Raw genomic sequence first — 19,079 nt, forward strand, 5'->3', positions numbered from 1 at the left:
CTAATCTATCATGGCCAAAATCTTCAATATCTTCCCAGCCTTGGCACCCAGATATGACAGCGCTGACAGCTAAGAATATGATATCAAAAAGTTTATGGACAACTTTACCCTGCTGGCGAGGGTCGGCAATTGATTCGAAATATTTAAATAGTTGAATATCAGGCATGGGGGCTCCTTAAAAAGGAGTATAAGATCATACTTTTAAGTCAAGGTAAAGTTCGTGATCTGGCCCTGCTTACTAACTAAATATTATGGCAGTTAAACAATTAAAGGGCTCCAATCAAAAATAAACTGTTATCAATAAATTACTGGTTACTCATGCTCAATGAAGCATTGATTCCAGCAAATATAATATCAAGCGATCCATCAACATCATCAACTGTTAATTGAGCTGTACTATCACAACTCATCGACATAGAAAAACCATGTAAATAATCAGCAAGTAAATTTAGTGAAGCCTTTTCTGCTGATACTTCCAGATTTAAATCCTTTGTAATTATTTTAAATCTATCAATAAAAACGTTAGCTGGGCTTGTAGAATTCATAGACAACAATGTTTGCAGCAAACCATCATATTTACTTAAAAGTGCAACATAGCTTTTTGAGAGCTTTCGTAACTCTACCTCCCACTCTAAATCATTCTTAGGTATATACATCTCAAAAATTAGAGATGTTGTTAGCTCTTCTAACAGCACGTTTTTATTTTTAAAATAATAATATATTGCCATTGCATCTACATGAAGCTCTGCCGACAAAGATCGAATACTCGGTATCTTACCGCTAGTTAACATCAGTTTTTTAGCCGTTTTTATTATTTCCTCACCGCTTAATACCTTTGATTCTTTTTGCGGCCGGCCTCTTTTTTTAACCGTCATAACCCTGCCTAATTTATTGAAGTTTACAAAAATATTCTACAGTGTAGAATATTTGATATTAATATAGAGTCAACATAAGAGACAACTATGGCTAATTTAGCATTTATAGCAACAAGTTTGGATGGCTACATTGCAGATAAAAATAATGAAATTGATTGGTTATATTCAATCCCCAACCCTAATAATTTAGATATGGGATTTGTTAAGCATATGCAAAGTATTGATGCCTTAGTTATGGGCAGCAACACATTTGAATTAGTGTTAACGCTAGAATGTGAATGGCCATATTCAAAGCCTGTATTTGTTTTAAGTAATACACTAAGCAGTGTGCCAGCAAGCTGTGAAGGTAAATTTTCTATAGTAAAAGGTGATTTACGAGAGTTAACTACAAAACTTCAAGATGATGGCTATAAAAATTTATATATAGATGGCGGTGTGACAATTCAAAACTTCCTAAAAGATGATCTGATAGACGAAATGATAATTACCACAATTCCTGTTTTATTAGGTGCTGGTATTTCGTTATTTGGTCAGCTGAAAGATACTCTCGAATTTCGATGCATAAAGTCTGAAGTATTCCCTCATGGTATTAGTCAAAGTCATTTTAAAAGACACAGAATATAATTTAAAACAGTTAAAATTCCTTTCCTCCTCCCCTCTCAAGTTAATATTTTAATTTACGATTGAGTAAGTCTGTAGGGAGAAACCCCCTCATACAAACTTACTCAATTTTGATTAGCTGGTATTCAGCCTCAAAGCAAAAATGTCACATTACAGAATAAAGGTAGCAACTTTTTCGTTTAAGTCAGTTGCGCGATCTTTAAGCATTTTGGCTTGACTTAAATGAGTCATCGCCGACGAAGTGATTTCATCAGTGACATCTTTTATCGCGACCGTGTTTCTGGTTATCTCATTTGTTACTTGAGTTTGCTCCTCGGCTGCGACTGCAATTTGCCCAGCCATGTCGGAGATCTCATTCACTGCTTGAGTAATTTCTTCTAAAGCTTGTGCTGCGGCGTTGACATCGTGAACACTATTATTAGCTAAACTTTTACTGCTATCCATCAAGCTAACCGCTTTTTTAGTGGTATTTTGCAACGTTTCAATCGTGGTATAAATCTCTGCGGTAGAGTTTTGAGTACGATGTGATAACACCCGAACTTCGTCTGCGACAACAGCAAAACCACGGCCTTGCTCGCCGGCACGCGCCGCTTCAATCGCAGCATTTAATGCTAGTAAATTAGTTTGCTCTGCAATCTCCTGAATCGTCGTTAAAATACTTGAGATTGCTTGTGCATGCAGGCTCAGCTCACTGATCACTACTGTGGTTTCATCAATTTCTGATGCCAATGAGTTAATCGTGGTTCTGGTTTTATCAACTAAGCTTTTCCCCTGAATACTGCTTTGCGCCGACTGCTGGGATGCGGCAGCGGTATTTTCAGCGTTAGCTGCAATTTCATGAGTAGCACTGGACATCTCTGTAACTGCGGTAGCAACCATTGTAACTTCTTGCTGTTGGCGCTGTAGTTCATTAACGCTTGATTGATTGGTTAACAGACTTTTCTCTGCATCTGAGTCTAGATCAGTCGCTAGTTGACGAATATGACTGATCAGCTGATGTTGACTACTTACAAAACTATTAAAGCTATCAGCTAACATGCCAACTTCGTCTTGGCTGTCGACTGTAATACGCTGAGTTAAATCACCATTGCCTGCAGCAATACGAGATAACGCTTGCGACACGCGACTTAGTGGCCCTAGTAGCAAACTTAACAACCAAGAAATAGATAATACACTAATGATCAGTGCTAACGTTGCCAGTCCTAACTGTGTGACCATCAAGCTTACTAATGGTGCCTCTAACGTTTGTTTGTCGAGTACAAAAACTAGCTGCCAATCTGTATTGGGGATTTTTTCCCCCCAAAGTAGCTTATCCCGAGCTTCAGTTTCAAAATAAACAGGCGTAAGTTGGCCTGTTTGGCTACTTGATTCGATTAGTCGGCTGCTTAATTTAGTCTCAATATTGGTAATTTTACCCATCAATTTACTTGAGTCTTTATAGGCGATCACAGTACCGTCTTCATGCATCATGATGGCATAACCGTTTGCCGGTAGAGACATATTGCTAACGCTATCGACAATACTCGCAATTGACACATCACCGCCAACCACACCATTGCGCACTGGATGAGCTATGGTAACGACCAATAGATTAAAGGCCACATCCAAATAAGGCTTGGTAATTATGCTGCTACGAGCTTGTTGTGACTGCTGATACCAAGGACGTGTTCTAGGATCATAACCTGAGCGGTCAATACTGGGATCAGAGTCCACCATCAGCCCGTCGCGGTTACCAAAATAGGTTAATTGAAAATCGCCAGATATCTGTGCTTGCTGCAATGCATTAAGCGTATCACCTTCGACTTTAGTGGCGACAGAAGCGATCACTCGCTGACGATCGGTTAACCATGCTTCAATACGCGCGGCTTGCTGTTTACCTGCTTGCCTCACACTATCAACACTGTTTTGCAGTAACAACGCTTTTTGCGTGGAGTAGCTATACCATGACAATAATACAACAACAATTACGAGGGCGAGAACAACCGATAATAATATTTTTTTCTTTAGTGAATATGAATTCATATTGAGTGCTAATACTGACTTTAATTAAATTGAAATACGGATATAAATACAGCTTGGGGTTAGCTTAATTTAGAGTATGAATTGAGAGACAATTCTCAATCTTGTTCTATTTTCGCATACAAGATTTAAATAATAAATTAAAATCAAAGATTTAAGATAATATAAAAAGAAGCATTATTAATTCAATGTAAAACTTAAATTAATAACCTAACAAGTGTAAATAAATAGCACGGTATAAATACTGCACGTATATTATTATTTAAAATAATTGTAACGCCTAGTCATTATATTAAATTAAGCAAAAGTAATAAGCCGTGACGACGGAGCAGTCACCCTGTATGAAATCCATATTATAGCTCTACTTTTCTGATCATCATCTGTGAAAGAGTTTAACAGGGTTTTTCTAGTCAACGGTTTATCTTCTTCATTAATTTTTAGTAGTAACGCTTTTCCATCAATCTCAGCGCTTGTAATACTAGTATCAAAGTAGATTGGTCGTCTTGCTTTTTGCCACTTATGACTTAAAACTTGTAACTTCCCTAAACGCAAAAAGCCCCGCATTTTCATGCAGGGCTTTTAATAATTTTGTAAAACTGTGATTAACTCATTGCAGCTTGTAACTTTTTCATTGCTGTTTTTTCAAGTTGACGAACACGCTCTGCAGATACGCTGTATTTTTCAGCCAGTTCTTGCAGTGTTGCTTTATCGTCTGATAACCAACGAGCACTAACAATGTCTTGTGAACGTTCATCTAGGGTTTTTAACGCACTAAATAAACGTGTATGAGATTGCTCTTGATATTGTTGCTGTTCAACTTCTTCAGCTAAATCATTACTGCCATCAGTTAAGTATTGCACAGGCGAATAGGTACTAGTTGGTGCGTCATCGCTGTCGTCACCGGTTAAATCAAAGCCCATGTCTTGGCCGCTCATGCGCGATTCCATTTCACGAACTTCTTTTTCACTCACACCTAGCTCACTCGCTACGGTAGCAACTTCAGCTTGGTTAAACCAACCTAAACGTTTTTTGTTTTTACGAAGATTAAAAAACAATTTGCGTTGCGCTTTAGTGGTCGCAACTTTAACAATGCGCCAGTTTTTAAGTACAAATTCGTGTATTTCGGCTTTGATCCAATGCACTGCAAATGAAACCAAACGTACGCCCACTGATGGGTCAAAACGTTTTACTGCTTTCATCAGGCCGATATTGCCTTCTTGGATCAAATCAGCTTGCGGTAGACCGTAACCTGAGTAACCTTTAGCTATATGTGCAACAAAACGAAGGTGAGACATGATGAGTTGCTTTGCAGCGTTAAGATCGCCATCTTCCTGTAAGCGAGTCGCTAACTCTTTTTCTTGCTCAGCACCTAGCATAGGTATAGTGCTTACCGCTTGAAGGTAACCGTCCATACTTGCGCTTTGCTGTCCAACTGTGAGTGCCATTGCGTATAAATCTTTACTCATTTTTCACCTCAGTGATAAACATTTGAAACCATCTTAGCACTCTTTCACTTAGAGTGCTAACTTCAATGTAAAACTTTTTTTCGATTGAAGCAAGTGGTTTTTTCAGTGTTTTTTTCAGTGTTTTTTATTCTACTTTAAACGCCTGAATAAGCGATGAATTCTAGCTTTGCGGTGAGTTGGTTATGATAAAGCAATTCACCACAACCAACTTAATCAATGATTATAAAAAATAATTGTTACACTTTATCGGGTTCGATTTCTTTTATATATCGATTAACAGATAAGTAGGAGCCAACAAACCCTAAGCTGGTTGCAAGCAGCACTAACGCACCAAACTCGCCTAAGCTTAAGCCGATTAAATTAAAGTTAGTTTGATACACTCCAGCGACTTGGGTGACTGCAGATCCAAGCCACCACATCATGAGGGCCACACATATAAAAGCAAACAAACCACCAACAATGCCATACCAAATGCCGGTCCATAAAAATGGCGCATGAATAAAGGTATTGGTTGCACCGACTAGCTTCATCACTTGGATCTCTTCTTTCTTATCCATAATTGATAAGCGAATAGTGTTGCCTATGATCAAAGTTACCGAAGTCAGTAATAACAACGCGATGGTGATCACGCTTTCTTTTAACAGGCTTAATAATGCATTTAAACGTTCAAGCCAGGCAATATCTAATTTACCAAAATCGACTTCACGCTCTGCTTCAAGCTTTTTTAATAATGCTTGCGCGGCGTTTGGTTGACGATGGCGAGAAGTCGGCGTGACGATAACAACATCTGGCAGAGGATTGCTATCTAAATATTCAAGTGCTTGGCCAAACCCTGATACTTCTTTAAATTCAATGAGCGCATTTTGTTTAGAAATAAAAGTGACATTATCAATTTCAGGGTAGAGTGCTAAGCGTTTAACAAGCGTTTGTGTTTCTTGTTCACTCATAGATTCTTTTACAAATAATGAAATCTCTGCAGCTTCTTCAAAGCCACTGCTGACCTGCTGCACATTTTTAACCACTAAATACAAGGTCGCTGGTAAGGTTAAACTTAAACCCAACACCGCAATGGTCATCATTGACGCCATCGGTGTGCGCCACATTTCGCCTAGGCTATATACACCTTGGCGAAATATATTCAGCACAAAGAAATATCCGGCTGCAAAAACTGATTTTTTTACTCGTTCATTTTGGCTTTTTCGGCCTTTGAATAACAAACTCATAGTGTTGCCTCTGCCAATGGATCTTGACTCATGCGACCATCTTTTAAGGTTAAGCTACGGTATTTCATTCGCGAGATCAGCCCTAAATCATGGGTGGCAATTAAGACTGTAGTGCCATGATTATTAAATTCTTCAAACAAACGCAAGATATCCATGGAAAGCTCAGGATCTAGGTTACCTGTTGGTTCATCTGCAAGTAATAATGGCGGAGAGTTTACAATTGCCCGGGCAATCCCAACTCGCTGTTGTTCACCACCAGAGAGTGTTGAAGGGTGGCATTTTACTTTATCTAGCAAGCCAACTTTATCAAGTGCGCCATGCACACGCTTTTCAATTTGCTTATGATGCGTACCTTCGATAATTAGCGGCAAGGCAACATTATCAAAAATAGTGTGGCGCTCTAATAAACGGTGGTTTTGAAATATGATACCAATATCACGGCGGACATAAGGAATTTGCCGCGATTTTACTGCATTTAAATCAACGCCATTAATAAAAACATGACCCGCCGACGGGCGTTCCATTAAACTAATGAGTTTAAGTAAGGTACTTTTACCAGCACCACTGTGACCAGTTAAAAAAGCCAATTCACCCGGTTTAACATGAAAATTAACTTTTTCCAGTGCTCGGTGACCACCGGGATATGTTTTGCTGACTTGCTGAAAATTTATCATTTTAGTTATCAATCATCCACAGCTGAAAAGGGAGCAAGCTCCCCTTTGAAATTTAAACTTCGTCCTCATCTTGGCTAAATAGCGCATCAATGAAGTCATTACTATTAAATGCACGTAAATCATCAATGCCTTCACCAACACCAATATAGCGGATCGGAATATTAAATTTATCGGCGACGGCAAAAATAACCCCACCTTTGGCTGTACCATCTAACTTAGACAATGTAATACCGGTAAGGCCAACACACTGATTAAATAAGTTCACTTGGCTAATTGCATTTTGCCCTGTGCCAGCATCGATGGTTAGCATCACTTCATGCGGTGCATCGGGATCAATTTTCTTCATCACTCGGGCTATTTTTTCAAGCTCTTGCATCAAGTTGTCTTTATTTTGCAAGCGACCAGCTGTATCTGCAATTAACACATCAACGTTACGCGCTTTGGCAGCTTGAAATGCATCAAATATCACTGAGGCACTATCAGCACCGGTGTGCTGTGCAATTACTGGGATTTTATTACGCTCACCCCATACTTGTAATTGCTCAACCGCAGCTGCACGGAAAGTATCACCTGCAGCTAACATGACTGATTTACCTTGATCCTGAAATTGCTTAGCAAGTTTACCAATGGTCGTTGTTTTACCAACTCCATTAACACCCACCATTAAAATAACAAATGGTTTTTTATCAGCAGGAATTTCTAATGGCTGTTCTGCCGTTTTAAGCATCGCCGCCATTTCTTGCTTCATTAGCTCATATAATGCATCACCATCTTTTAACTGTTTGCGGTTAGCCGCATCAGTCAAACGATCGATCAGCTTCATGGTGGTATCAACACCTAAGTCGGCTGTTAATAGCTGAGTTTCAAGATCTTCAAATAATTCATCATCAATTTTCTTACCAGTGAAAATCGATGCAAAGCCAGAACCTAAGTTTACTTTGGTTTTTAATAAGCCTTTTTTAAGACGAGCAAAAAAACCTTCTTTCTTAGGTTTTTCAGCTGTTTTTGCTTCCTCGATAGCAAGCTCTGCCGTTAATCGCTCTTGCTCTAAACGCTCAGCTTCCGCCTCTTCTGCAGCAATACGTTGTTGCTCTACACGTTCGGCTTCAGCTTGCTCTGCGGCAATACGTTGTTGCTCTACACGCTCAGCTTCGGCCTGCTCTGTGGCAATGCGTTGTTGCTCTGCACGTTCAGCTTCGGCTTGCTCGGCAGCAATACGCTCTACACGTTCAGCTTCGGCTTGCTCTGCAGCAATACGCTCTTGCTCTACACGTTCAGCTTCGGCTTGCTCTGCAGCAATACGCTCTCGCTCTACACGTTCAGCTTCGGCTTGCTCGGCAGCAATACGCTCTTGCTCTACACGTTCAGCTTCGGCTTGCTCCGCGGCAATACGCTCTTGCTCTAAACGCTCAGCTTCGGCTTGCTCTGCTGCGATACGCACTTGTTCTACACGTTCAGCTTCAGCTTGCTCGGCAGCAATACGCTCTTGCTCTAAACGTTCAGCTTCAGCCTGCTCAGTAACAATACGCTCTTGCTCTAAACGCTCAGCTTCGGCCTGTCCTGCTGCAATACGTTCTTGCTCTAAAAGCATTGCTTCTTCTTGCTGTACTAAACGAGCGGCTTCATCGCGGCGTTGTTGTTCTGCTTGTTCTGTTGCTGCTAATTCAGCATCTGTGATAGCTTGGCGTTCAGCATCACGTGCCTCAGCTTGCTCTACAGCAATACGCTGTTGTTCTAAGCGCTCTGCTTCAGCTTGCTCTGCAACAATGCGCTGTTGTTCTAAGCGCTCTGCTTCAGCTTGCTCTGCAACAATGCGCTGTTGTTCTAAGCGCTCAGCTTCCGCTTGCTCTGCAGCAATGCGCTGTTGTTCTAAGCGCTCAGCTTCCGCTTGCTCTGCAGCAATGCGCTGTTGTTCTAAGCGCTCTGCCTCAGCTTGCTCTGCAACAATGCGCTGTTGTTCTAAGCGCTCTGCTTCAGCTTGCTCTGCAACAATGCGCTGTTGTTCTAAGCGCTCAGCTTCCGCTTGCTCTGCAGCAATGCGCTGTTGCTCTGCGCGCTCAGCTTCCGCCTCTTCTGCAGCAATTCGTTGTTGCTCTAAACGCTCAGCTTCAGCTTGCTCTGCGGCAATACGCTGTTGTTCTAAGCGCTCAACTTCCGCTTGTTGGTTATCGGCCTCTTGGGCGGTCTGCTCTACTTGTTGGTTTTTATCTGACTTACCAAAACCAAACCAAGACAGGAATTTATTTTTTTTTGCCATACTTGCTAATAACCACTTATAAAAATCTGATAAACTAACGGTAATACTTTGTGTATTCGCTGCATTGCTTTAAAAGCACAGCCGCTAATAACCACAACATATTGTCTAAGATGCTCATAGTAACACTTTTAGCGCAGTTGAAAAATGACACGCTACTATATGATTGCAATATTATCTGAGCTGGATTCTAGATACCATTTTTTAGTGAGCTAAATGAGAAATAAATCACCACAAAAACAAGTGAGTAATAAAGCCAGCGATGGCGTTATTAGGATCATCAGCGGGCAATTTCGTGGCCGTAAATTACCAGTAAAAGATGTGCAAGGTCTTCGTCCAACCACAGATCGTATCAAAGAAACGGTATTTAACTGGTTAATGCAAGATACTCGCGATACTAAAGTACTCGATTGTTTTGCAGGTTCCGGTGGATTAGGTTTTGAAGCACTCTCTCGTTTTGCTCTCAGTGCACGCTTTTTAGAGATGGATAAACTCGCCGCCAACCAATTACAAACTAATATTGACACGTTAAAACTCACTAATGCTGAAGTAATTTGCACCGACAGTTTGCTTTATTTAAGTAACAATACTCAGCAACAACAGTTTAACTTAGTGTTTATTGATCCACCTTTTCGCCAAGGTTTAGCCCAAAAATGCTGTGATTTACTCACTGAAAATGACTGGTTAAGTAAAAACGCCCTCATTTATGTTGAAGTTGAAAGCGAGATGAGTGCGTTACAAACACCCAGCAATTGGCTGTTATTGAAAGAAAAAGCGGCGGGACAAGTATTTTGCCGCCTCTATGAACTACAGTAAAATTAATAACATAGAAATATTTTTTGTTTCCACTTGGAGCAGACAATATTTATCCTTTACATGTGGTGCGGCTTCGGATTACAATACTGCACCATTTTTGAACCACTTGATCATTGTTTGATCAACTTGAGCAACGCTCATTATTTAGGTAGGTGAATTTTTAATGCCAGTAATTAAAGTAAGAGAGAACGAACCGTTTGACGTAGCACTTCGTCGCTTCAAGCGTTCATGTGAAAAAGCAGGTATCCTTTCAGAAGTTCGTCGTCGCGAGCACTATGAAAAGCCAACAGCTGAGCGTAAGCGTAAAAAAGCTGCAGCGGTTAAGCGTCACATGAAGAAGCTTTCTCGCGATAACGCACGTCGCGTTAAATTATATTGATCAGTATTGGTCTTGTATAAATGAGCCTTTTAATAAAGCTAAAAGATGCGCAAAAAGATGCGATGCGAGCGAAAGACAAATCTCGTCTTAACCCAATTCGTATGGTGCTTGCTGCAATCAAGCAGCGTGAAATTGACGAGCAAATAACACTTGATGATGACGGTATTACCGCAGTATTAGTGAAGCTTGTTAAACAACGCCGTGATTCTTACACTCAGTATACTGATGCTGGCCGTGAAGATTTAGCCGAAATTGAAGCCAATGAGATTACAGCTCTTGAAGAATTCTTACCTCAACAGTTGAGTGAAGAAGAAATCATAGCTCTTATTGATGCGGCTATTGCTGATACTAACGCAGCAGGTATGCAAGATATGGGTAAAGTAATGGGTATAATCAAAAGCAAAGCTGAAGGTCGCGCCGATTTAGGTAAGATCTCTGGTTTAATTAAGCAACGATTAACTGCCTAATACTCCCACATACAGATGTATGATTTAAGCAAACCGAGCCATGTGCTCGGTTTCTTCGTTTTTCGCTTTAATAAAAATAGCATTTGTGTTCAAATCTAAATTGTAGAACTAAATTATCTGATATTTCGTTCACCTTATTTTCTATTTATCTCAGGACTACACTTTACTAATGGCTGGAAAGATCCCACGTAATTTTATAGATGATTTACTTGCCAGAACCGATATTGTTGAGCTAATTGACTCCAAAGTTGGCTTAAAAAAAGCGGGCAAAGATTACCAAGCCTGTTGCCCTTTTCATAACGAAAAATCCCCATCATTTACTGTATCTCAAGACAAACAGTTTTATCATTGCTTTGGTTGTGGTGCGAACGGCAACGCTATTTCATTTGTTATGGAATACGACAAGCTTGAATTTGTTGATGCCATTGAAGAACTTGCAAGCATCCTAAATCTCGATGTTCCCCGCGAGCAAGGCACCAGTAATGGTCCAGAGCGTACCGCAGAACAAAAACGCTCAGATTACGATTTAATGCTCCATAGTGCGCGTTTTTATCAACACCAGTTAAAACATCATGCTAATTCAGCAACCGTAATAGACTATGTAAAAGGCCGAGGCCTAAGTGGCGAAACAGTTAAAAAGTTTATGATTGGTTATGCCCCCAGTGAATGGGAAGGCCTTTGCCAACAACTTGGCCGCAATAAAGAACAAAAAGAGCAATTAGTTGAGCTAAAGCTGGCCTCAGAGAAAACCCCTGGCCGCCAATTTGACTTCTTTCGTGATCGCTTAATGTTCCCTATTCGCGATAAACGTGGTCGTGTTATTGCCTTTGGTGGCCGTGTGATGCAAGCGGATCAAGGGCCTAAATATTTAAACTCGCCAGAAACCCGTATCTTCCATAAAGGCTTTGAACTATATGGATTATATGAAGCAAAACAAGCGCATAAAAAACTTGAACATGTGCTCATAGTTGAAGGCTATATGGATGTAGTAGCACTGAGCGAGCAAGGTATTGAATATGCAGTAGCTGCGCTTGGTACCGCCACCACCGCTGAGCACATGCATACATTGTTTAGAACCACAGACCGAGTAATTTGTTGTTATGATGGTGACCGCGCTGGCCGAGATGCCGCTTGGCGTGCACTCGAAAATGCCCTGCCCTATTTAAATGATGGCAAAGCGCTACTGTTTGTATTTTTACCAGACGGTGAAGATCCCGATTCATTAGTACAAAAAGAAGGCAAAGAAGCGTTTGAACTACGTTTATCTCAAGCCGATGATTTTACCAAAGTGCTGTTTAATAAACTCAGCCAAGAGATTGATTTAACTACCGATGCAGGTAAAGCTAAGCTTCTTAGTGCTGTGCTTCCGTTGATTGAAAAAATCCCTAGTCAGTTTTATCAAGAAAACTTATTAGAGCACTTAGGTCGATTAATAGGCCGCACTAAAGAGCAGTTAAACAATCGCTTAAAAACACCTAAACAGCAGCATGCGATTGAGCGAAAATTTAAAATTACGCCAATGCGTCGCGCAATTGGGTTACTAATTCAGCATCCTAAGTTAGCCAATACAGTGCCCTATTTAGCTGATTTAGCACAAATGAATATTGCTGGTATCGCCTTACTTATTAAGCTACAACATTGCGCCTTACAAAATAGTGACATTACTACAGCGCAATTAATTGAATCATTTCGAGAAACACCCGAGTATGAGGCGCTCATTAAGCTCGCTACTTGGCGTCATGAGATCAATGACGACCGTTTAGAGGACGAATTTAAAAATACTTTCAGATTTATTGAAGATCAGTGTTTAAATTATCGACTCGAGACCTTATTAATAAAAGACAAGACCCAAGGGCTTACGAGTGAAGAAAGGCTAGAATGTTTAGCCCTTACTCAAGCGTTAAAAGGGTCGAAAAGACACTAACAGCTAGTCAAAAATGAATTATGCTGTTATACTGTGCTATTCACTGCGTCAAATAATACTTAGCTTGGCTTAATAAATAAGCGAGCTGGCGCCTGTTGTATCAACTTATCAGAGTGGAAGAAACAATCTCTATGGATCCAACTCCTCAGTCACAATTAAAACTTCTGATTCAAAAAGGTAAAGAGCAAGGTTATTTAACTTTTGCAGAAGTTAATGATCACCTTCCACAAGATATTATCGATTCAGATCAAGTAGAAGATATCATTAGTATGATCAATGATATGGGTATCAAGGTTAGCGAAAACGCGCCTGATGCCGATGAATTGATGATGCAAGAAACAACAACAGATGAAGACGCAGCAGAAGCTGCAGCCGCTGCGCTTGCTACTGTAGATAAAGAAATCGGCCGTACAACGGATCCGGTTCGTATGTACATGCGTGAAATGGGTACTGTTGAACTGCTTACCCGTGAAGGCGAAATCGTTATCGCTAAGCGTATTGAAGAAGGGATCAACCAAGTACAAATCTCGGTTGCAGAATACCCTGAAGCAATTACATACCTGCTTGAGCAATGGGATAAGTTTGAAGCAGAAGAAATGCGCTTAAGCGACATTATCTCTGGTTTTTTCGATCCTAATGAAGATGCTGCGCCAATCTCTGCTACCCATATCGGTTCTGAATTAAGCGAAAAAGAACTTGATGATGAAGATGACGATGATACTGATAGCGATGATGAAGACGAAGAAGAAGTAGATACTGGCCCAGATCCTGAAGAGGCTCGTGTACACTTTGAAAACCTTCGTGATCTTTACAATAAAGCACGCGACACGTTTGATAGTAAAGGCCGTTCACATCCAGAATCGCAAGCTGCGATTTTTGAGATTGGTGAGCTGTTTAAAACCTTTAAACTAGTGCCGAAACAGTTTGATCGTATGGTTAACAACATGCGTGAAATGATGGACAGAGTTCGTGTTCAAGAACGTATCGTCATGAAACAAGCTGTACAAATCGCTAAGCTACCGAAGAAAACTTTTGTTAAGCACTTTGCTAATAATGAAACTGATGCTGCATGGATTGATCTTGAGATTGCTGCGAATGAAAAACATTCTGCAAAATTAGAAGAAATCAAACCAGAAATCATCCGCTGTATTAATAAACTATGTGTAATCGAAGAAAGCACAGGTTTAAGCATTGAGCGTATTAAAGACATCAACCGTCGTATGAGCATTGGTGAAGCAAAAGCGCGCCGTGCGAAGAAAGAGATGGTTGAAGCGAACTTACGTCTTGTAATCTCAATCGCTAAAAAATATACCAACCGTGGTTTACAATTCTTGGATTTAATCCAAGAAGGTAACATTGGTTTGATGAAAGCTGTTGATAAGTTTGAATATCGTCGTGGTTATAAGTTCTCAACTTATGCTACGTGGTGGATCCGTCAAGCAATCACCCGCTCTATCGCCGACCAAGCGCGTACAATCCGTATTCCGGTGCATATGATTGAAACGATTAATAAACTTAATCGTATTTCTCGTCAAATGCTGCAAGAAATGGGTCGTGAGCCAAATCCAGAAGAATTAGCAGAACGCATGATGATGCCTGAGGATAAAATCCGTAAGGTACTTAAGATTGCTAAAGAGCCAATTTCTATGGAAACGCCAATCGGTGATGATGAAGATTCGCACTTAGGCGACTTTATCGAAGACACTACTATTGATTCGCCAATCGACTCGGCAACAATGGAATCTCTTCGCGGTGCTACCAACGATGTGCTTGCAGGCCTAACAGCCCGAGAAGCAAAAGTATTGCGTATGCGTTTTGGTATCGATATGAATACCGACCATACCTTAGAAGAAGTAGGTAAACAGTTTGATGTAACGCGTGAGCGTATTCGTCAAATCGAAGCGAAGGCACTACGTAAATTACGCCACCCTTCACGCTCTGACTTATTGAAAAGCTTCTTAGATGCTAAGTAATTAGCAAATACAGATTTAAATTTAAAAGGCCGCTGTAGCGGCCTTTTTTCTATTTACAGGAAATAATTATGGCTTGGATCCAAATCCGTATCAATGCTAATGCTGCAACCGCAGATGCAGTAAGTGATCTATTAATGGCAGCAGGCAGTGCGTCTGTTACCTTTATTGATGCTAAAGACACCCCTATTTACGAACCAAAAATCGGCACTGTGGTGTTTTGGGCTGACACGACTGTGATTGGTTTATTCGAAGCTAACCACGATATGAATGCGGTGATAGCTCTATTACAGCGCCACGACGAGTTAAAAGACACCTTAGTGTACAAAATAGAGCAACTTGAAGACAAAGACTGGGAACGCGAATGGATGGATAACTTCCACCCAATTCAGTTTGGTGAAAAACTATGGATCTGCCCAAGCTGGCGTGATATTCCCGCTCCTGATGCCGTCAATGTACTGCTTGACCCTGGCCTTGCTTTTGGCACTGGCACCCATGCCACCACCGCTTTGTGCTTAAAATGGCTAGAAAGCCAAGATTTGACCGGTAAAACTGTGGTCGACTTTGGTTGTGGCTCTGGAATTCTAGGTATCGCAGCTATCAAACTTGGCGCTGAGCGCATGATCGGCATCGATATAGACCCTCAAGCCCTTGAAGCAAGCTTAGATAATGCACAGCGAAACGGCGTTGCAGATAAACTCGAAGTATACCTGCCAGAAAATCAGCCTGAGTTTAGCGCCGATATCGTGGTGGCCAATATTTTAGCTGCGCCACTGCGTGAATTACACAGCGTGATTTTAGGCTTGTTAAAACCAGGTGGTAAAATTGCTATGTCGGGAATTTTAGAAGAACAAGCGCAGTCGGTAGCAGATGTTTATGCCCCTTTTTTAGCGCTTGATGATATCGCTGTTGAAGGTGAATGGACACGTGTAAGTGGTATGAAAAAAGCTTAACTTGCTGGGTTCGGCAATTTAGAGTATTAACGCAAAACCTTCATGTAAAGCCTGTAATTAACAGGCTTTACCTATTATTTACACGCCAAAAAACTGAATGATTTCTTATCACAAATTAGTTCTGTATAAAATTCACACAAATAGAGCCGTTCGTCAAACTGTTATCAAATGTCAATATGCAAAAGTCAAAAAAAAGTCACTTTTGTTCAATTTATAGCCTTTGATTTTCGACAAAAAAACCGTAAACTTAGCGCCCCTTGAAAAGAGGCCTATTGAATACAGTGCGTATCGGAACATATCAATTAGAAAACAATGTAATTGTGGCGCCAATGGCGGGAATTACAGATAGACCATTTAGACAACTTTGTCGCCGCTTAGGTGCGGGGCTAGCTGTATCTGAAATGCTATCGTCAAATCCTTTGGTATGGAAAACCGAGAAATCGATGAACCGTATGGATCACAGTGGTGAATCGGGAATACGCGCGGTGCAAATCGCAGGAGCTGATCCTGAGCTTATGGCGCAGGCTGCACAATTCAATGTAAGTAATGGTGCACAGATCATAGATATTAATATGGGGTGCCCAGCTAAGAAAGTGAACAAGAAACTCGCAGGCTCCGCCCTTTTGCAGTTTCCTGGTTTAGTGGAAGAGATTATAGATGCGGTGGTTAGCGCTGTTGATGTACCTGTAACACTGAAAATCCGCACAGGATGGGATCAGGATAACCGTAACGGTGTTGAGATTGCGAGAATAGCTGAACGTTATGGCATAGCTTCATTGGCCGTACATGGGCGTACACGCGCATGTATGTACAAAGGTGAAGCTGAATACGCCACAATTAGGGATATAAAACGTTCAGTGTCGATACCTGTGGTTGCTAATGGTGATATTACATCTCCTGAAAAAGCAAAACAGGTTTTGGACTATACGGGTGCAGATGCCATTATGATTGGTCGAGCCGCCCAAGGTCGCCCTTGGATATTTAGGGAGATAGACCACTATTTGCGAACCGGTGAACATTTACCTGTGCCTCCAATTACGGAAGTACGTGGTATTTTGATGGAACACTTAGTGAACCTTCATGCGTTTTACGGCGAACCAATGGGAGCGCGCATCGCTCGCAAACATGTATCTTGGTATTTGCAAACCCATGACAGTGACGGTCAGTTTAGGCGAGTATTTAATGCTCTCGATAATCCACAGGCACAAATCGAGACATTAGAGCAATACTTTAAAACACTAGCAGCTAACTAAGAAAGAAAGAGATATAAACAATGTTCGAACAAAACGTGACTTCTCCATTTATCACTAACCCTCATGTTCAGTCACACGAGAAACCGCAGCCATTACGCGATGCAGTGAAGAAAGCTGTTCATCACTATTTAAAACAGCTTAACGGTCAAGATGTGCAAGACGTTTACGACCTTGTTCTTTCAGAGCTAGAAGCACCATTACTTGAAGAAGTAATGACTTACACACGTGGCAACCAAACACGTGCGGCAATCTTACTAGGTATCAACCGCGGTACTTTACGTAAGAAACTAAAGAAATACGGCATGAACTAATACCGTGTTGTGATTTATCACAACATTCGTTTGAAAAAGCACCTTCGGGTGCTTTTTTTATATCTTTAAAAATCCTCAAAAAAGCGTCTAATTGCAAAATCCTCACTCTGTATACCCAAATGACTTGTGTATAAATATCGTTTTTTAAGCGATATTCAGTTAAAATAGCGCCTTTCTAAGCTAGCTCAAACACTGAGGTAATCAAACTACAATGGATACACATCGTCCAATTCGTCGCGCACTACTAAGTGTGTCAGATAAAACCGGTATTGTTGAATTTGCTCGCGCTCTTGAATCACAAGGCGTAGACATCTTATCAACTGGCGGTACTTGTAAATTACTTGCCGATAACGGCATTAAAGTCACTGAAGTATCTGACCACACAGGTCACCCTGAGATCATGGATGGTCGCGTAAAAACTCTTCACCCAAAAATTCATGGCGGCATTTTAGCGCGTCGTGGTCAAGATGAAGATGTAATGGACGCTCATAACATCTCAGCTATCGATATCGTTGTAGTTAACTTATACCCCTTTGCGAATACAGTCGCTCAAGAAAACTGCAGCCTTGAAGATGCCATTGAGAACATTGATATCGGCGGCCCAACGATGGTGCGTGCTGCGGCCAAAAACCACAAAGACGTGACTATTGTAGTAAACGCCAAAGATTACGACCGCGTGATCAGCGAAATGCAAAGCAACAATGGTTCAACTACATACAAAACACGTTTTGATCTTGCCATTGCAGCTTACGAGCACACCGCGCAGTACGATGGCATGATTGCTAACTACTTCGGTAAGATGGTTGCTGATTACACTGATGAAGCAGCTGAGGAAACTAAATTCCCACGCACTATCAATATGCAGTTTACTAAAAAACAAGACATGCGCTACGGTGAAAATTCACACCAAGATGCGGCTTTTTATGTTGAAAACGACGTTCAAGAAGCATCTGTTGCAACTGCCATACAACTGCAAGGTAAAGCACTTTCTTTCAATAATATTGCTGATACAGATGCAGCTCTTGAATGTGTGAAAGAATTTGATGTACCAGCCTGTGTTATTGTTAAACATGCTAACCCTTGTGGCGTTTCAATCGGTGACAACATCCTTGAAGCCTATGATCGCGCATTCAAAACCGATCCTACGTCAGCATTTGGTGGCATCATCGCCTTTAACCAAGAGCTTGATGCTGATACCGCTGAAGCGATTGTGTCACGTCAATTCGTTGAAGTGATCATTGCACCTAAAGTATCAGAAGCTGCTGCACAAATTATTTCGGCTAAGCAAAATGTACGCTTACTAGAGTGTGGCCAATGGTCAGGCAAAGCGACAGGTCATGACATCAAACGCGTTAATGGCGGTGTACTCATCCAAGACCGTGATTTGGGTATGGTAACGCAAGGCGACTTAACGGTTGTGTCTAAGCGCCAGCCTACTGAGCAAGAACTTAAAGACTTATTATTCTGCTGGAAAGTGGCTAAATTTGTTAAATCAAACGCCATTGTTTATGCCCGTGACGGTATGACCATTGGTGTAGGTGCAGGCCAAATGAGCCGCGTTTACTCAGCTAAAATTGCCGGAATTAAAGCCGCTGATGAAAACCTTGAAGTTAAAGGTTCAGTAATGGCATCTGATGCGTTCTTCCCATTCCGTGATGGTATTGATGCAGCTGCAGAGGCTGGTATTACAGCTGTGATCCAACCAGGTGGTTCAATGCGCGATGAAGAAGTTATCGCTGCCGCTGACGAAGCTGGTATGGCAATGGTGTTTACTGGCATGCGTCACTTCCGCCATTAATCACACAAAGAGCTAACTGCATCAGTTAGCTCTTTTTGTTTGCACCAAATTCACGTATTCTGCTTATTCTATAACC

The 19,079-nt window shown here is 41.1% G+C and carries 17 protein-coding genes; 10 read left to right on the top strand and 7 right to left on the bottom strand.

Annotation, left to right across the window (positions count from 1 at the left end):
- Window positions 1–166, bottom strand: a 166-nt coding sequence (locus H5180_RS13010; RefSeq protein ID WP_182758355.1) for a transposase family protein, incomplete at its 3' end; no start/stop codon positions are given.
- A 139-nt stretch (window positions 167–305) separates the two neighbouring features.
- On the bottom strand, window positions 306–875 hold the full coding sequence (locus tag H5180_RS13015) for a TetR/AcrR family transcriptional regulator (RefSeq protein ID WP_145234818.1): 570 nt from the start codon (window positions 873–875) through the stop codon (window positions 306–308).
- A gap of 87 nt (window positions 876–962) precedes the next feature.
- Between H5180_RS13015 and H5180_RS13020 the strand changes: the two genes are divergently transcribed.
- The gene (locus H5180_RS13020; protein WP_182758356.1) at window positions 963–1,499 is read left to right on the top strand and encodes a dihydrofolate reductase family protein; all 537 of its coding nucleotides are present in this window, start codon (window positions 963–965) and stop codon (window positions 1,497–1,499) included.
- A 147-nt stretch (window positions 1,500–1,646) separates the two neighbouring features.
- Here H5180_RS13020 and H5180_RS13025 read toward each other — a convergent pair whose 3' ends face one another.
- From H5180_RS13025 to ftsY, 5 genes are all read right to left on the bottom strand, one after another.
- A complete protein-coding gene (locus H5180_RS13025; protein ID WP_182758357.1) occupies window positions 1,647–3,518 on the bottom strand; it encodes a methyl-accepting chemotaxis protein in 1,872 nt (623 codons plus the stop codon).
- A gap of 599 nt (window positions 3,519–4,117) precedes the next feature.
- Complete coding sequence (gene rpoH, locus H5180_RS13030) at window positions 4,118–4,981, bottom strand: RNA polymerase sigma factor RpoH (protein WP_145234811.1); 864 nt, start codon at window positions 4,979–4,981, stop codon at window positions 4,118–4,120.
- A 236-nt stretch (window positions 4,982–5,217) separates the two neighbouring features.
- Window positions 5,218–6,204: a permease-like cell division protein FtsX gene (gene ftsX / locus H5180_RS13035; protein WP_145234809.1), complete on the bottom strand. Its 987-nt coding sequence runs from the start codon at window positions 6,202–6,204 to the stop codon at window positions 5,218–5,220.
- Window positions 6,201–6,878: a cell division ATP-binding protein FtsE gene (gene ftsE, locus H5180_RS13040; RefSeq protein ID WP_064665448.1), complete on the bottom strand. Its 678-nt coding sequence runs from the start codon at window positions 6,876–6,878 to the stop codon at window positions 6,201–6,203. The genes ftsX and ftsE overlap by 4 nt, the downstream gene beginning before the upstream one ends.
- A gap of 52 nt (window positions 6,879–6,930) precedes the next feature.
- On the bottom strand, window positions 6,931–9,135 hold the full coding sequence (gene ftsY / locus H5180_RS13045) for a signal recognition particle-docking protein FtsY (RefSeq protein ID WP_182758358.1): 2,205 nt from the start codon (window positions 9,133–9,135) through the stop codon (window positions 6,931–6,933).
- Between the two features lie 213 nt (window positions 9,136–9,348).
- On the opposite strand from ftsY, the gene rsmD reads away from it, so the two are divergent.
- From rsmD to purH, 9 genes are all read left to right on the top strand, one after another.
- Entirely contained in the window at window positions 9,349–9,948 is a 600-nt protein-coding gene (gene rsmD / locus H5180_RS13050; protein ID WP_145234805.1) for a 16S rRNA (guanine(966)-N(2))-methyltransferase RsmD, read from the top strand.
- 163 nt (window positions 9,949–10,111) lie between these two features.
- On the top strand, window positions 10,112–10,327 hold the full coding sequence (rpsU, locus tag H5180_RS13055; protein ID WP_002957797.1) for a 30S ribosomal protein S21: 216 nt from the start codon (window positions 10,112–10,114) through the stop codon (window positions 10,325–10,327).
- Between the two features lie 20 nt (window positions 10,328–10,347).
- Window positions 10,348–10,794, top strand: a complete 447-nt coding sequence (locus H5180_RS13060; RefSeq protein ID WP_145234803.1) for a GatB/YqeY domain-containing protein — start codon at window positions 10,348–10,350, stop codon at window positions 10,792–10,794.
- A 169-nt stretch (window positions 10,795–10,963) separates the two neighbouring features.
- Window positions 10,964–12,718, top strand: a complete 1,755-nt coding sequence (gene dnaG, locus H5180_RS13065) for a DNA primase (RefSeq protein ID WP_145234801.1) — start codon at window positions 10,964–10,966, stop codon at window positions 12,716–12,718.
- 131 nt (window positions 12,719–12,849) lie between these two features.
- A complete protein-coding gene (gene rpoD / locus H5180_RS13070; RefSeq protein WP_145234798.1) occupies window positions 12,850–14,691 on the top strand; it encodes an RNA polymerase sigma factor RpoD in 1,842 nt (613 codons plus the stop codon).
- A gap of 68 nt (window positions 14,692–14,759) precedes the next feature.
- Window positions 14,760–15,641, top strand: coding sequence for a 50S ribosomal protein L11 methyltransferase (prmA, locus tag H5180_RS13075; RefSeq protein WP_182758359.1), 882 nt, complete (start codon window positions 14,760–14,762; stop codon window positions 15,639–15,641).
- 281 nt (window positions 15,642–15,922) lie between these two features.
- Window positions 15,923–16,894: a tRNA dihydrouridine synthase DusB gene (dusB, locus tag H5180_RS13080; RefSeq protein ID WP_182731350.1), complete on the top strand. Its 972-nt coding sequence runs from the start codon at window positions 15,923–15,925 to the stop codon at window positions 16,892–16,894.
- Between the two features lie 20 nt (window positions 16,895–16,914).
- A complete protein-coding gene (fis, locus tag H5180_RS13085) occupies window positions 16,915–17,205 on the top strand; it encodes a DNA-binding transcriptional regulator Fis (RefSeq protein ID WP_002957804.1) in 291 nt (96 codons plus the stop codon).
- A gap of 211 nt (window positions 17,206–17,416) precedes the next feature.
- Window positions 17,417–19,003, top strand: coding sequence for a bifunctional phosphoribosylaminoimidazolecarboxamide formyltransferase/IMP cyclohydrolase (gene purH, locus H5180_RS13090; RefSeq protein WP_182717208.1), 1,587 nt, complete (start codon window positions 17,417–17,419; stop codon window positions 19,001–19,003).
- Window positions 19,004–19,079: the final 76 nt, after the last annotated feature.

The sequence above is a fragment of the Pseudoalteromonas sp. SR41-4 genome, assembly GCF_014163985.1.
Lineage (GTDB): Bacteria > Pseudomonadota > Gammaproteobacteria > Enterobacterales > Alteromonadaceae > Pseudoalteromonas > Pseudoalteromonas rhizosphaerae.

Coding starts and splice junctions, on each gene's coding strand:
- ftsE (WP_064665448.1), bottom strand. CDS start 6,878: ATGATAAATTTTCAGCAAGTCAGCAAAACATATCCCGGTGGTCACCGA.
- purH (WP_182717208.1), top strand. CDS start 17,417: ATGGATACACATCGTCCAATTCGTCGCGCACTACTAAGTGTGTCAGAT.
- ftsX (WP_145234809.1), bottom strand. CDS start 6,204: ATGAGTTTGTTATTCAAAGGCCGAAAAAGCCAAAATGAACGAGTAAAA.
- fis (WP_002957804.1), top strand. CDS start 16,915: ATGTTCGAACAAAACGTGACTTCTCCATTTATCACTAACCCTCATGTT.
- dnaG (WP_145234801.1), top strand. CDS start 10,964: ATGGCTGGAAAGATCCCACGTAATTTTATAGATGATTTACTTGCCAGA.
- prmA (WP_182758359.1), top strand. CDS start 14,760: ATGGCTTGGATCCAAATCCGTATCAATGCTAATGCTGCAACCGCAGAT.
- rpsU (WP_002957797.1), top strand. CDS start 10,112: ATGCCAGTAATTAAAGTAAGAGAGAACGAACCGTTTGACGTAGCACTT.
- ftsY (WP_182758358.1), bottom strand. CDS start 9,135: ATGGCAAAAAAAAATAAATTCCTGTCTTGGTTTGGTTTTGGTAAGTCA.
- H5180_RS13015 (WP_145234818.1), bottom strand. CDS start 875: ATGACGGTTAAAAAAAGAGGCCGGCCGCAAAAAGAATCAAAGGTATTA.
- rsmD (WP_145234805.1), top strand. CDS start 9,349: ATGAGAAATAAATCACCACAAAAACAAGTGAGTAATAAAGCCAGCGAT.
- H5180_RS13060 (WP_145234803.1), top strand. CDS start 10,348: ATGAGCCTTTTAATAAAGCTAAAAGATGCGCAAAAAGATGCGATGCGA.
- rpoD (WP_145234798.1), top strand. CDS start 12,850: ATGGATCCAACTCCTCAGTCACAATTAAAACTTCTGATTCAAAAAGGT.
- H5180_RS13025 (WP_182758357.1), bottom strand. CDS start 3,518: ATGAATTCATATTCACTAAAGAAAAAAATATTATTATCGGTTGTTCTC.
- H5180_RS13020 (WP_182758356.1), top strand. CDS start 963: ATGGCTAATTTAGCATTTATAGCAACAAGTTTGGATGGCTACATTGCA.
- rpoH (WP_145234811.1), bottom strand. CDS start 4,981: ATGAGTAAAGATTTATACGCAATGGCACTCACAGTTGGACAGCAAAGC.